This is a genomic window from Candidatus Agathobaculum pullicola, from assembly GCF_052117205.1.
Classification (GTDB): Bacteria; Bacillota; Clostridia; order Oscillospirales; family Butyricicoccaceae; genus Agathobaculum; species Agathobaculum pullicola.
This window is the reverse complement of sequence record NZ_JBQKJP010000063.1, coordinates 1-12,052: the sequence shown is the minus strand read 5'-3', so window position 1 is coordinate 12,052 and position 12,052 is coordinate 1. Positions and strand designations below refer to the sequence as shown.

The following is a 12,052-nucleotide window of genomic DNA, read 5'->3' as shown; positions in this document are numbered from 1 at the left end:
ACCATCTTTGTCTTTTCTTCAATACTTACTTTTGACTTTTGTGACATAGAAGTGCCCCCTCCATGATTGACAGTGTTTTATTTCACTGTCTCTCATAGAGGGAGCATATCAGGATACCGTCACAGTGGTCGATCTCGTGCTGGATGATCTGCGCCGTCCAGCCGGTGAAGGTCTTGATGCGCTGCTGAAACTGCTCGTTCTGCCAGCGCACCTTGATAGTCTGCCATCTTTTGGCCGGGCGCACACCGGTAAGTGACAAGCAGCCCTCCTCCGTTTCGTAAGGCCCGGACTTTTTGACAATCTCCGGGTTGAACATGACCATGTACTTACCCTCATTATCAAAGGCGATGATGCGTTTATTGACCCCAATCATGTTGGCCGCCATACCCACGCAGCCCGCCTTGTGGTGCTCGAGCGTCTCCAGCAGGTCGACCGCGTTCTGCTGGTCATCCGGTGTAGCAGGCTCAGCTTTCTGTGCCAGAAAAGTCTCGTCTTTACAAACTTCCCGAATCATTGTTGGTTCTCCCCCTGTCTCTGTATCACAAACTCGACTATCAGCCGCCAGCCGCTCCGGGTATGATGAATGACCTCCACGCCAGTCAATCCGGTCAGCGTCTGCGGCATATCATTTGCAAAAGTCAGGCTGTTGCACAGCATGCGAATACGCACTGTGACGCCTCCTTGTTGATGCTGTTCCTTTGCATTATACACGGCTGCGCGCAACGGAGCAAGTGCCTGTCCAATATGTATTGTACCTCTGCAATTGCTTTGTTGCGATTTGCTACACCAATATCTACGAATTCGGCGGCATCAACACATGGCCCTATAATACGGAGTCGTAAGGTGAGCGACAATCTGTAGCCCGTACAGAATCTTACATCGACATAGCCATAGAAGTTGGTTACAGTCCCCTGTTTCTATCCTCCGGTCAGTTGGCCAGAGAATAGTCAACCATGGCGTACAGGATAAGGAGCGATGCAAAGCCGGATATGCAAACACCCGCCCCGACACGCCGTTCGTAAATCAAATGGACTTCTGGTATCAAAACCACACCAAGCCCGGACTTCGCCCCGCCACTCAGATAATGACAAGGCAACCATTTCCTCGAAAGATGCTACTCGCCCACCTTGCCGGATGGCACCAAACATTCCAAATGTGTCTATGCCTACACGCGGGAAGATTGCAAGTAGCAACCAACGGTGTGCATCCAACGGATGAACGCGGAGTGAAAGACCATCCAGAATCGGATGCGCGGGATCATACCGCCGGAGAAACTTACCAAGAAACAGCAGCAAATCCGGGAGTAACATGAGGCTCTACCCAGACAAGACAAATTACAGTACCACCGCCAAGAGTACAAAAAGTAACCCGGCATACGGCGGTCAAGCACGATGCGATGATACAGATAAAAACAGGCCGTCTGCAAGCAACACTGCTTGCAGACGGCCATTATTTTCGCTTTGTGCGTTATTCCTCCCGCAGACGTTCTACCACAGAATGTCGCTGGGCCGCGCGGCTGCTCAGAACCGGGATCGCCACCCCCAAAACTGCAAACAGTGGCAGCACCAGCAGGACGGGCAGTACCGTGAACCGGTAGGTAAAAAACCAGAACATCCGCTCGACCGCTGCGCCTGCCAGCGGCGCAAGCGCCACGGTCAGCAGCATGGTCAGGGCAAGCGTACTGAGCATATACAGCAAGCCCTCGCACACCAGCATCCGCCGCAGCTGCCGCGGCGTCATGCCGATGGCCTGCAGCACCGCAAGCTCATGCCGCCGCGCGATGATGCCGGTCAGGATGGCGTTAAAGAAATTGAGCACGCCGACCAGCCCGATGATCAGGCACAGCACGCCGCCAAGCGTCAGAAACATATTGCGGAAGCTGTAAAACTCCGCGCTGTATGTCGCGCGGCTGGCATAATCCAACTCGGGGGCAACGCTTGTCGTATAATCGGCGAGGAAGGACTCCATCGCGGCGTCCGCACCGTCCTGCACGTCAAAGGCGTAGTACATCACCGTGTCCGTCCCCGTATCCTGACAGAAGGTCTCGCTATTCATGACAAACTCATCCGCGCCGTAGTAGCGGTAGTTCAGTCCGGTCGGCACCGCGACCCGCGCCGCGACCGTATAGGTTTCGTCGCGGAACGTCTCCGCGCGGGACAGGATACTGCGCCCCGCCGCGTAGGCGGCATCCAATTCCTCCGCCGCAATGGCCGCGCCGGTCTCCGCGTCGTAATACGCAAAGCGCTCGACATAACGCAGCGTCACCGTATCGCCCACGCGCGCCCAATGGCTGTTTTCTTCCACCCTGCCGTACTCGTCGACCGTATACACCGCGGCGATGTATCGGCTGCCCGGCGCATATACACGGTCAAGGTCGCCCTCCAGCACGGTCAGGCGGTCCAGGGCAAACGCCTCCATGCCGTACAGTTGCACGCGGTCGGCGAGCAGACCATCCGCCGTCCGCTCCGCATAGTCTACCTGCTGGTCGATCGCTGCCGCGTCGTACCACCGCGCGCGACCGGTGCGGTACCAGTCCTCGGTGACAAACTCCTGCACGGCGGTCGTCAGGCCGTACACACAGCCGCCCTGCTGCACGCCGCCCGCGGCCTGCACATCCGTGACCGCCTGCTCGGGCAGCGCCTGCGCGGCACTGCTCCAGAGCGCACCGACCTGAAAATAATCAGCGTTTGCCAGCTGGAAATCCGCCGCTGCCATGCCGCGCAGGTATTTTTCCAGATCGAACCCGCGCGTGAAGGTCATCGTGACCGTCAGCAGCACGACCGCCAGCGACAGCGACAGGATGGTCACGGCCGTCTTGCCGCGGCTGCGGCCCAGATTGGCCCACGCCATCGACCAGAGCGAGACCCGTTTGCCGCCGCGCCGGATGTGGCGGCGGTTTTTCGCGCCCTCGGTGTAGCGCACCGCCTCGACCGGCGAGACCTTGCCCGCCAGCCGTCCCGGCCGACGGCATGAGAGCAGCACGGTCGCCAGCGCAAACACCGCCGCGAACACAAAGATGCGCGGGTCGGCCGACCGCACCTCCTCCATCCCATTCATACGCCGCACGATGACCGGTGTGAGCACACAGCCCACCAGCCAGCCGGCCGCCAGCCCGATTGGGATGCCGACCAGCGACAACGCGACCGCCTGCTGCCGGATGATCCGCCGCAGCTGACGCGGGGTCGTGCCGATGGTCTTGAGCAGGCCGTAAAACCGGATGTCGCTCGTCACCGAGATCTGGAACACGTTGTAAATGATCAGATAGCCGGTCAGCACGATCAGCAGCAGGATGGCCGCCAGCGCGGCTACGGTCGCGGGATCGCGCAGCGCTTCGGACAGCTGCGCACTCGTGTAGCCCCAGTTGACGCCGATGCGCACATAGTTCTCCTGCCCATTGTCCTCGCTCTGCATGCCATGGTCATCAAGGATAGCGTTCAGATCCTGCTCGATGTGCTTGGCGCCGCTTCGCAGCATCATGTCCATATTCCAAGCACCAGTCATGCCGTCCTCGCCGGGCGGCGTGACACCCACCTCGTCCAGCACGGCTTGCACGCGGCTTTCAGGCAGCAGGATATGGCTGGCGACTACCGCCTCGTCGTACTCCCACCAGCCGCACAGCGTAAAGGTTTGGGTGGTTTGATGGCCGTCCACGGTAAAAGTGACGGTAAACTGCGCCCCCAGTTCTGGCTCGATGCCCAGCAGCGCCAGCACACGGGTATCGGTCGCCGCCTCGTCCGTCCCCTCCTTGGGCAGCCGCCCCTCGACCGGGTCGCAATACATCCAGTGCGCCTGATTGGTGTCCGAATAGCCTATCTCGACGTGCGACTTGTTGAACGGCGCCTCGGTCGGCATACCGAGGAACCGCCGCAGTCCCCATGCCGCGATGCGCGGGTCATCCCTCAGCGCTTCGAACTGTGCCTGCGTCAGATACTTGAAGCCGCCCTGCGAAAAGCCGCCCACCTGCCGAAAATTGCTCTGCTGCACCCCTTCGTTGAGTGACATCGCAATCGTCAGCAGCGCGGTAAACAGCAGCGCCGTCAGCGCGATCGCGGCCACCGCGACCCGGTTGCGGGCGCGGTTGGCGCGCAGTGTGCGCAGGCTCAGGCGGAAGATACATCTGCGGTTTGCAACTTTCATGCTGCGCACCCCCTCACCGCGTCACAATCCGCCCGTCCTCGATGCGGACGATACGGTCGGCCATCTGGGCGATCTCCTCATTGTGGGTGATCATGACCATGGTCTGGGCAAATTTCTGGCCGGTTACCTTCATGAGGCCCAGCACATCCTGGCTGGTTCGGCTGTCCAGATTGCCGGTAGGCTCATCGGCCAGAAGGATGGCGGGCTTGGTGGCAAGCGCCCGGGCGATGGCGACACGCTGCTGCTGGCCGCCAGACAGCTGACTGGGCAGACTTTGCAGCTTACTTTCCAGCCCAAGCGTCTGCACCACCTGCCCGATGTAGGCTTCGTCCACCCTACCGCCATCCAGTTGGATGGGCAGCACGATATTTTCCCACACGCTGAGCACCGGCACGAGGTTGTAGGACTGGAATACAAAGCCGATCTTGCGGCGGCGGAAGATGGTCAGGGCCTCGTCTTTTAAGTCGAAGATGTTCTTGCCGTCCACGGTAACCGTACCCGAGGTAGGCCGGTCCAGCCCGCCCAGCATGTGGAGCAGGGTGGATTTTCCAGAGCCCGAGGTGCCCACAATGGTCACAAATTCGCCTTGCTCGACGCTCAGCTCCACGCCGTCCAGAGCCTTTACCTGTGTATCCCCAGTGCCGTAATATTTTTTCAGATCACGGGTCTGTAAAATTGTCATGATGCGTTCCTCCAGAGAAAAAGTCTGTACCGTCTTTTGACAATACAGACTTTAGCATAGAAATCTGTCCTGATACTTTCGAGAATGTGACAGTTCTGACAGAAGCGGCTCATGATCTGGGCAGAAAAAGCGAAAAGGCACTTCCTGCGCCCGGCGCACTTTCCACCTTCACATAGCCCCTCTGCTTTTCCGCGATCTGCCGGGTGAGGTAAAGGCCGATGCCCACGCCCTCCGCCTGCCAGACGCCGGGAGCGCGGTAAAACCGTCTGAAAATTTTGGCCTGCTCCGCCTCGGAAATGCCCGGGCCGGTATCACTTACCCGGACAGCGGAAAACAGTTCATAGTTTTTTACTTCCACTGTCACCGTCCCGCCGGACGGGGTATATTTTACAGCGTTGTCTATCAGGTTGCACACCGCCTCTTCGGTCCACTTGGGATCGAAGAGGGCGGAGCCCTCTGTCTGCCGGGTGGTCAGGGTGATGCCCTTTTCCGCGGCTTTGGGCACATACTGAGCGACAGCCCGCTCCACCACGGTCGAAATCTCGCCGGGCTGGGGATGGATGACAAGGATCCCTGTCTCCAGTCTGGAGGTTTTGACCAGTGCCTCGATGAGGGTCTGAAGCTTTTCTGCCTGAGCGGAAATGGCAGCGGCGCAATTCTTCCCCTGAGCCGTGAGCGGCTGCTCTGAGAGCAACTGCGCGTAGAGCTGCACATTGGCCACCGGGGTCTTGGTCTGGTGGGAGATATCGGAAATCAGAGCGCTAATCTGATCCTTCTGTTCCTGTACCTTTCGCGCAGACAGGGCGCTGGTCGCCAGATACCGTCCCAGTCGGCTTTCCAGAGAGGAAAGGCGACTCTCATCAAAAGTCTCTTCTGAAAAGTTGCCGTTCATGGCCGTGGTGAGCATATCATCCAGTCGCCGCATGATGCGGGAGATCCGCCAGCGGTCGACGGCGACCACGACCAGCGCAAGCAGCAAGGCAGCGCCCATAACAAGATAGCCACTCATGGTTTCACCGCCCAGATGTAGCCGATGCCGTATACCGTTTTCAGATATTCTGGTTTGGAGGGGTCAGCCTCCAGTTTACTCCGCAGCCGCTTGACCGTGACGGACAGGGCGTTTTCCTCCACAAATTCCGCACCGTCCGTCCATACCCGGTCCACCAGCGTGGCCCGGGGTACGGCATGCCCCCGGTTCTCCACCAATACCCGCAATAGCTTTTGCTCGGTTTTAGAAAGCTCTACCAGTCTGCCATCCCGGCGAAAGTCCATCAGGTCAAAATGAAAGACAAAAGGCCCCATCGACACGATATGGGTAGCCTTAGGCGTACTTCGACGAAGCTGGGCGTTGACTCTGGCCCGGAGCACCGCCAGAGAAAAGGGCTTGGTGATATAGTCGTCCGCTCCCGCCTCCAGTCCGGTGACCTCGTCCAATTCCAGATCGTTGGCAGTGAGCAGAATTACCGGAGTAGCGTCGCCCGCTGCCCGCACCTGACGCAGCAGGTCCAGACCGCTGCCATCCGGAAGATTCACATCCAGAATCAGAAGGTCAAATTTCTCCCCTGCTACCGCTTCCCGGGCCTTTTCCAGATTGTTCCGGCATGTTACGGATATCTCCGGCTCTGTCAGCGCCATGGCAATTCCTTGCCCTAATGTCTCATCGTCCTCCAAAAGAAAAATGTGTTCCATGTTCGGTCCTCATCGCTTGTTGTTTCCATTCAGGATATAAGGGTTTTGTGAATTTTTATTATACCACAAGTTCTGGCCTTGGAGCATGGGAATCGGTTGCCGGCCATGAAGATCTATGCTATGATAGGGGAACTTACCGCGGCCAGCCAAACCGAATTTGACAAGCAGAAGGGGGAGCAAGCTGAAACTCACCGGGCAAGTCCACGAGAGCGGGGAGCGCTTTGAACCGGGCGGGGTATGAGGTTGGCGGCGTGGCGAACATCTACGCCCTCCACCGCCGGTGGCTCACCATCACCGAGAACCGATGCGACCCGGCCAAGCACTGGGGGAGCGCAGAGTTGTATGTGTCTAACCCGCGGTTCATCGCCTACTACGACAAGGCCGTACCCGGCTGTGCCCGTTTCCTGCGGAACGCCGTGGCGTACTGGGCAAAACAAGGAGGAAACAGGCCCCCGGCAAAAAGCCGGAGGCCTGTCCTTACTCCGCCGCTATATCCCGCCCTCGGAGATACTGCAGAGTGAGAAGTGCAAATACTATGGTATAGACCAATGCCGAGAGTACAAACCGCAGCAAATCCAGCTCCATCTGGGGGTTATTGGCCCGCATCCCCATGCACAGCAGGGAGTATGGGAACACATATCCCCACCCCTGAGCGGTGAACAGCAGACCCAGAATACCGCCCACCAGACCAAAGGCCACCGGCGGGGCAAAGGCCCGGATCACCAGACTGAAAAAGAGTTGCACCACACAGACCGAGACACCGCCTGCCGCCCCGCAGAGTAGCCACTCCGGCAGTTCCGGCGGCACCGGTTCGGAGATGCCCACCACCTTCCCACTGAGGAGGAACAAAACGCCGATGCACACCTGCGCCAATAGGGACACCACGACAGCCAGAATCAGCTTAGCCCCGTACAGATCCCTTATCGGTACCGGCGCAGTGAGAAAGCTGTTCCAGTTGTGGTCGGTATGCTCCAGCCGCCACTGCCAGGCGCAGAATACCCCCAGCAGAGCGGGCAGAAAGAACATGGAGGAAAACAGGGTGTGCTGGCTCCATAGGCTGTACCAGCCATTTTCCAGTACTTCCAGATTGCCCAAATAGTTCCCGGTGCCCAGAATGGCCGGGAAAATGGGCAGTACCAGAAAGGCCAGCCATACCGGGGAGCGGCGACACTTTTGCAATTCCGCTTTCAAACAACGCAGCAGCATGTCTCACACCTCCTTGCGCACGAACAGAGTCCGGCCCACAATCAGAAATACCGCCGCCCAGAGCAGCAGCAGGACAACATCGGTCACCGGGAGCTCCCGCCAGTAGAACCGGGTCACCCGGGTGACTTTATTCCAGTCCATGTATACCAAGGACATGAGACCGTAGTATCCCCAGGGCACGCACCGGACCAGTGCCGGTGGAAACATCATGGAGAGAATACCCAGAAAGCTGCCGGATATGCCGCACACCAGAGCGGCGGCCTGATTGGCAAAGCGCAGGGACAATCCCTGCTGGAGGGCATAGACCATCATGGAAACCGCCCAGGAGAGCAGGGTAAACAGCCCAAATCGCCCCCAAGGAATCGCCCCCTGAAAGCCTTGCGCGATACCTACGCCCAGAAACAGCCCCGAGCGGAGGATCAGCAGAACCGCCAGCACCAGAGCGCCCCAGCCCAGCTTGGCCCCATAGAGGCTGCCCGGCGACACCATGGTCTCCAGCAGTTTCCAAGTGCTGCCCCGGTGTTCCAGCTCGCAATTTCTGCTGGCCAGAGTGGCCACGCTGAGGGGTAGGATAATGGCGTCTATGGTGCACAGATTGTAAAGCAGAAGCATCCAGCCCCATCGGAGGTCCTCGGCGTCCTGCCGGGCAAAAAAGACACCCATCCAGAGCATCTGCACCGCCAGCACGGCGGCACACACCAGAAGAATTTTGCGGCGGCGGCATTTGTAAAATTCCATCTGTAGCAGTTTCATAAGCTCGCCGCCTTTCCTGTCAGCTCCAGAAAGATATCCTCCAGACTCTTGTGTCGTTCCTCCAGCCGCACCACGCCCAGACGCTTGTCCGCCAGAAAGCAAGTAAGTTGGGCGGCGATCTCGTCGGAGAGGATGGGCAGAATCAGATAGTCCTCCTCTTCCTGACAGGACACCGATTTCTCCATCAGCAGCTTGCGGGCCACGGTATTGTTGGTGGTTTTCAGAGCCAGCTGGTGACAGCTGCGGCCGTGGAGCGCCTCCAGCGTGTCCTGAAATACCAACTCTCCCTCCCGGATAATGGACACATGATCGGCCATCTGGTCAATTTCGCTTAAAAGGTGGCTGGACACCACCACCGTCATGCCGAACCGACCGGGCAGGTCACAGATGAGCTCCCGCATCTCTTGGATGCCCGCTGGATCCAGACCGTTGGTAGGCTCGTCCAGAATGAGCAGCTTGGGATACCCCAGCAAGGCTGCCGCCAGCCCCAGCCGTTGCTTCATACCCAGAGAGTAGTGGGCCACTTTTTTGCCCTGCTGTCCATCCAACCGGACGATTTGCAGCACCTCCCGAATATTTCGCTCCGGCACGCCCCGGAGGGTCTGGACGATGCGCAGGTTCTCCTCGCCGGTGAGGTGGCCGTAGTAGCTGGGGCTCTCAATCAGACTTCCCACCTGCCGCAGCACTGACAGACGATTGGCTCTGTCCAGATCCTTTCCCAGTACCCGGATGCTGCCCGCTGTGGGGCGCACCAAACCTAGGATCATTTTCAGAGTGGTGGACTTTCCCGCTCCGTTGGGGCCGAGAAAACCGTAGACGCTGCCCTCAGGCACGCCGAGGGCCAGATGAGACACCCGCAGGGCGCTGCCGTATTGCTTGCACAGATCGTGCGTCTCAATGATGTTCATGGCAAAACCTCCTTGTGCCATGTATCATAGCAGTCCTGCCTTACACGCCCATGAAGCCTGCCTTACGATTACCTTACTTCTTTCCCTAAGACTGGACGGGGCGGAAAGAGCAGCTATAATAAGAAATAGCCAAACACAAAGGAGACCAACCACATGGCCTATCGTATTTTAATCGTAGATGATGAGCCTACCCTTCAGAACATGGTAAATGATATTCTGACTCAGGCAGGCTATGTGACAGACTCGGCATGGTCCTGCGCTCAGGCGCTGGAGCGGCTTGACACCGCTGCCCCGGACGCGGTGCTGCTGGATGTGATGCTCCCGGACGGGGACGGGTTCTCCCTTTTTGGAATACTTCGTGAAATCCGGGATATACCGGTGCTGTTCCTCTCTGCCCGGGATGAGGACGAAGCACGTCTGCGGGGATTGGGGCTGGGGGCGGACGACTATATCACAAAACCCTTTCTGCCCCAGGAACTGCTGCTCCGCCTGCGGGCGGTGCTGCGCCGGGTTTACCGACATCAGGAAACCCGCTCGACGCGGCTGGGAAAAACCGAAATCGACTGGGGCAAGGGTACGGTTTGCCGGGGCGGTCAGGAAACCGCTCTCACCGCCAAGGAGTTTGCCTTGCTCCGCAAACTGTGGGAGGCACGAGGAAACATCGTCACCATCGACGCGCTATGCTCCGCGCTGTGGGACGGACCTCTGGTTGGCTACGAGAACACCCTTATGGTCCATATCCGCCGCCTGCGGGAGAAGGTGGAGACGGACCCCTCCCATCCCCAATTTTTGCTGACAGTACGGGGGCTGGGCTACCGGCTCCGACGGGAGGGCACGACATGAAACTGCGCAGTTTACTAAAAGGTGCCATGCTGGTGACGGTCTCGGCACTCCTCATCGCCATCATAACGCTGCTGGGGCTGATTACCTTTGTCTACTACAATTCAAACGGTGGTCGGGACTGGAACACACCCACAGAAAAGCTCTCTGACACCCTGTTCTGGGATGGAACGGCCTATTCTTTCTCCGGGGATGAATTGCTGGAGAAAGACCGATGGGCCATGCTGCTAAATCACGAGGGGCAGGTAGTGTGGTCCCTCCGCAAACCGGACGATGTGCCGGAGCAGTATACCGTCTCTGATGTGGCCTCTTTTACCCGGTGGTATCTTGGCGACTACCCGGTTCAGTGCCGGGTGCGGGAAGATGGGCTGTTGGTGGTGGGCTCCCCCAAGGGGAGCATATGGAAGCACGATATCGCCATGGACACTCAGACTCTGCTCCAAATCCCCATCTGGTTTCTGTTCTTCTTCTTGCTGGCCTTGAGCAGTGTACTGGGGCTTGTCTGGCTGGCGGTGGGCCGGTGGTTCCGGCAGGATCAACAGGTACGGGACGCTGCCCGGTCCAATTGGATCAACGGCGTCTCCCACGACATCCGCACGCCCCTGTCAGTGGTCATGGGCTATGCCGCTCAGCTGGAGGAGGCGCAGGACCTGGCGCCGGAGCACAAGCGTCAGGCCTGCGCCATCCGGGCCCAAAGTCAGGTCATCCGGGACCTGGTCAATGACCTGAACCTGACCATGCGCTTGGACTGTGAGATGCAGGCCTTGCGGAAGGAGTCCCTCCAGCCAGCGGCCTTCCTGCGGCAAGCAGCGGCAGACTTTCTCAACGGCGGCATGGGGGTGGGGTTTGACTTTGAAATCGACCTACCGGAAACACTCCTGCCTGAGGTTAAGGTGGATTCCTTTCTGTTGCGACGGGCGGTGAACAATCTGCTCACCAACTGCGTGCGGCACAACGCCCCCGGCTGTTCCATTTGTCTGGGGGGCAGAGCAGAGAGCCAAGAACTGATCTTATGGGTGGAGGGTGGAACCATGACGGGAACGGCGCAGCCGAACGCCTCCCCGCCATTGGGGCCGGACGGCGGGGCCGCTCACGGTACCGGTCTGCGGCTGGTGGCCCAGATCGCCGCCGCCCATGGAGGCAAAGCGGAATTTCACAGCGGCATCCCCTATCGGTGCGAGTTGCGGCTGCCGGTAAAAGGGTAAAATAGGAGAAAGCACATCGGCAGAATGGCCCAAAGGCCCTCTGCCCGATGTGCTTTCTCTTTTATTCTCATGGCTGATGGCAAACTGTTATGCTTTTTTCCTCGTTAAACACACGCCAACAATTGCCGCAATCAGGATAAAGGGAGCCACCCGGACAAACAGCCATTCAAAAGTGTGATAAATCGTGCCTGCCACAGCAAGTTCCGGGTCACGAAAATCCCAACCCAGGTAAGGACTGTTGACCGCCATCAGGGCTGCGAAAACCGCCACGATGACCAAACACAATGCGATCAGCGACCAGTGCAGCACGGTTCTTCTGAGCGCCTTTTTTCGCGCGAACTGCAAATTGATGATTTCCAGTTTTTCAGAGAGTGCTTTTATGGTATCCACCTCTGACTCTGCCACCGTCTCTCCCAGCAGCGTGCTTACGGGTGTCCCCAGTGCTTCCGACAGGGCAATCAACAAATCAGAATCCGGGACAGATAATCCCGTTTCCCTTAGTTAAAGATATTGTTGGGTACCTCAAGATGTGTCATTCGATTTTGCCGATAAAGCGGTAGAAGATTTCCACTTCCTGTTCCCGGCTTCCGTCCTCACTTTTGACCGCTTCATGGACAAGGATTTTTTCAATC

14 protein-coding genes are annotated in these 12,052 nt (G+C 58.4%); 3 read left to right on the top strand and 11 right to left on the bottom strand.

What is annotated here, in order from left to right; translation table 11 throughout:
* Positions 1-82: 82 nt before the first annotated feature.
* The 6 genes from ACTQ3V_RS14600 to ACTQ3V_RS14575 form a co-directional block, all read right to left on the bottom strand.
* Positions 83-514: a peptide deformylase gene (locus tag ACTQ3V_RS14600; protein ID WP_441468154.1), complete on the bottom strand. Its 432-nt coding sequence runs from the start codon at positions 512-514 to the stop codon at positions 83-85.
* On the bottom strand, positions 511-669 hold the full coding sequence (locus tag ACTQ3V_RS14595) for a hypothetical protein (protein WP_441468153.1): 159 nt from the start codon (positions 667-669) through the stop codon (positions 511-513). Before ACTQ3V_RS14595 ends, ACTQ3V_RS14600 begins: the two co-directional genes overlap by 4 nt.
* A 798-nt stretch (positions 670-1,467) precedes the next feature.
* Complete coding sequence (locus ACTQ3V_RS14590) at positions 1,468-4,137, bottom strand: ABC transporter permease (RefSeq protein WP_441468152.1); 2,670 nt, start codon at positions 4,135-4,137, stop codon at positions 1,468-1,470.
* Positions 4,138-4,150: 13 nt separating this feature from the next.
* Positions 4,151-4,819 carry an ABC transporter ATP-binding protein gene (locus tag ACTQ3V_RS14585; RefSeq protein WP_441468151.1) on the bottom strand — a complete coding sequence of 223 codons (669 nt, stop codon included), beginning with the start codon at positions 4,817-4,819 and terminating at the stop codon, positions 4,151-4,153.
* 109 nt (positions 4,820-4,928) lie between these two features.
* On the bottom strand, positions 4,929-5,828 hold the full coding sequence (locus ACTQ3V_RS14580) for a sensor histidine kinase (protein ID WP_441468150.1): 900 nt from the start codon (positions 5,826-5,828) through the stop codon (positions 4,929-4,931).
* A complete protein-coding gene (locus tag ACTQ3V_RS14575; RefSeq protein WP_441468149.1) occupies positions 5,825-6,508 on the bottom strand; it encodes a response regulator transcription factor in 684 nt (227 codons plus the stop codon). The genes ACTQ3V_RS14580 and ACTQ3V_RS14575 overlap by 4 nt, the downstream gene beginning before the upstream one ends.
* Before the next feature lie 251 nt (positions 6,509-6,759).
* Here ACTQ3V_RS14575 and ACTQ3V_RS14570 point away from each other — a divergent pair, with 251 nt between their 5' ends.
* A complete protein-coding gene (locus ACTQ3V_RS14570) occupies positions 6,760-7,029 on the top strand; it encodes a TipAS antibiotic-recognition domain-containing protein (RefSeq protein ID WP_441468148.1) in 270 nt (89 codons plus the stop codon).
* On the opposite strand, the gene ACTQ3V_RS14565 is transcribed toward ACTQ3V_RS14570, so the two are convergent.
* From ACTQ3V_RS14565 to ACTQ3V_RS14555, 3 genes are read right to left on the bottom strand one after another with little or no spacing between them, the layout of a single operon-like run.
* On the bottom strand, positions 6,986-7,714 hold the full coding sequence (locus ACTQ3V_RS14565) for an ABC transporter permease (protein WP_441468147.1): 729 nt from the start codon (positions 7,712-7,714) through the stop codon (positions 6,986-6,988). The two genes, ACTQ3V_RS14570 and ACTQ3V_RS14565, sit on opposite strands and share 44 nt — an antisense overlap.
* 3 nt (positions 7,715-7,717) lie before the next feature.
* Complete coding sequence (locus ACTQ3V_RS14560; protein WP_441468146.1) at positions 7,718-8,467, bottom strand: ABC transporter permease; 750 nt, start codon at positions 8,465-8,467, stop codon at positions 7,718-7,720.
* A complete protein-coding gene (locus tag ACTQ3V_RS14555; protein ID WP_441468145.1) occupies positions 8,464-9,375 on the bottom strand; it encodes an ABC transporter ATP-binding protein in 912 nt (303 codons plus the stop codon). The genes ACTQ3V_RS14560 and ACTQ3V_RS14555 overlap by 4 nt, the downstream gene beginning before the upstream one ends.
* Positions 9,376-9,528: 153 nt before the next feature.
* Here ACTQ3V_RS14555 and ACTQ3V_RS14550 point away from each other — a divergent pair, with 153 nt between their 5' ends.
* Entirely contained in the window at positions 9,529-10,218 is a 690-nt protein-coding gene (locus tag ACTQ3V_RS14550; RefSeq protein ID WP_441468144.1) for a response regulator transcription factor, read from the top strand.
* Positions 10,215-11,420: a sensor histidine kinase gene (locus tag ACTQ3V_RS14545; protein WP_441468143.1), complete on the top strand. Its 1,206-nt coding sequence runs from the start codon at positions 10,215-10,217 to the stop codon at positions 11,418-11,420. The genes ACTQ3V_RS14550 and ACTQ3V_RS14545 overlap by 4 nt, the downstream gene beginning before the upstream one ends.
* Before the next feature lie 87 nt (positions 11,421-11,507).
* On the opposite strand, the gene ACTQ3V_RS14540 is transcribed toward ACTQ3V_RS14545, so the two are convergent.
* Complete coding sequence (locus ACTQ3V_RS14540; RefSeq protein ID WP_441468142.1) at positions 11,508-11,885, bottom strand: helix-turn-helix domain-containing protein; 378 nt, start codon at positions 11,883-11,885, stop codon at positions 11,508-11,510.
* Positions 11,886-11,952: 67 nt separating this feature from the next.
* On the bottom strand, positions 11,953-12,052 hold a 100-nt coding region (locus ACTQ3V_RS14535; RefSeq protein WP_441468155.1), incomplete at its 5' end, for a DUF4368 domain-containing protein.

Excerpts from the sequence above, each read along its gene's own strand:
- ACTQ3V_RS14600 (WP_441468154.1), bottom strand. The coding sequence starts at position 514 with ATGATTCGGGAAGTTTGTAAAGACGAGACTTTTCTGGCACAGAAAGCT.
- ACTQ3V_RS14590 (WP_441468152.1), bottom strand. The coding sequence starts at position 4,137 with ATGAAAGTTGCAAACCGCAGATGTATCTTCCGCCTGAGCCTGCGCACA.
- ACTQ3V_RS14585 (WP_441468151.1), bottom strand. The coding sequence starts at position 4,819 with ATGACAATTTTACAGACCCGTGATCTGAAAAAATATTACGGCACTGGG.
- ACTQ3V_RS14580 (WP_441468150.1), bottom strand. The coding sequence starts at position 5,828 with ATGAGTGGCTATCTTGTTATGGGCGCTGCCTTGCTGCTTGCGCTGGTC.
- ACTQ3V_RS14575 (WP_441468149.1), bottom strand. The coding sequence starts at position 6,508 with ATGGAACACATTTTTCTTTTGGAGGACGATGAGACATTAGGGCAAGGA.
- ACTQ3V_RS14565 (WP_441468147.1), bottom strand. The coding sequence starts at position 7,714 with ATGCTGCTGCGTTGTTTGAAAGCGGAATTGCAAAAGTGTCGCCGCTCC.
- ACTQ3V_RS14560 (WP_441468146.1), bottom strand. The coding sequence starts at position 8,467 with ATGAAACTGCTACAGATGGAATTTTACAAATGCCGCCGCCGCAAAATT.
- ACTQ3V_RS14555 (WP_441468145.1), bottom strand. The coding sequence starts at position 9,375 with ATGAACATCATTGAGACGCACGATCTGTGCAAGCAATACGGCAGCGCC.
- ACTQ3V_RS14550 (WP_441468144.1), top strand. The coding sequence starts at position 9,529 with ATGGCCTATCGTATTTTAATCGTAGATGATGAGCCTACCCTTCAGAAC.
- ACTQ3V_RS14545 (WP_441468143.1), top strand. The coding sequence starts at position 10,215 with ATGAAACTGCGCAGTTTACTAAAAGGTGCCATGCTGGTGACGGTCTCG.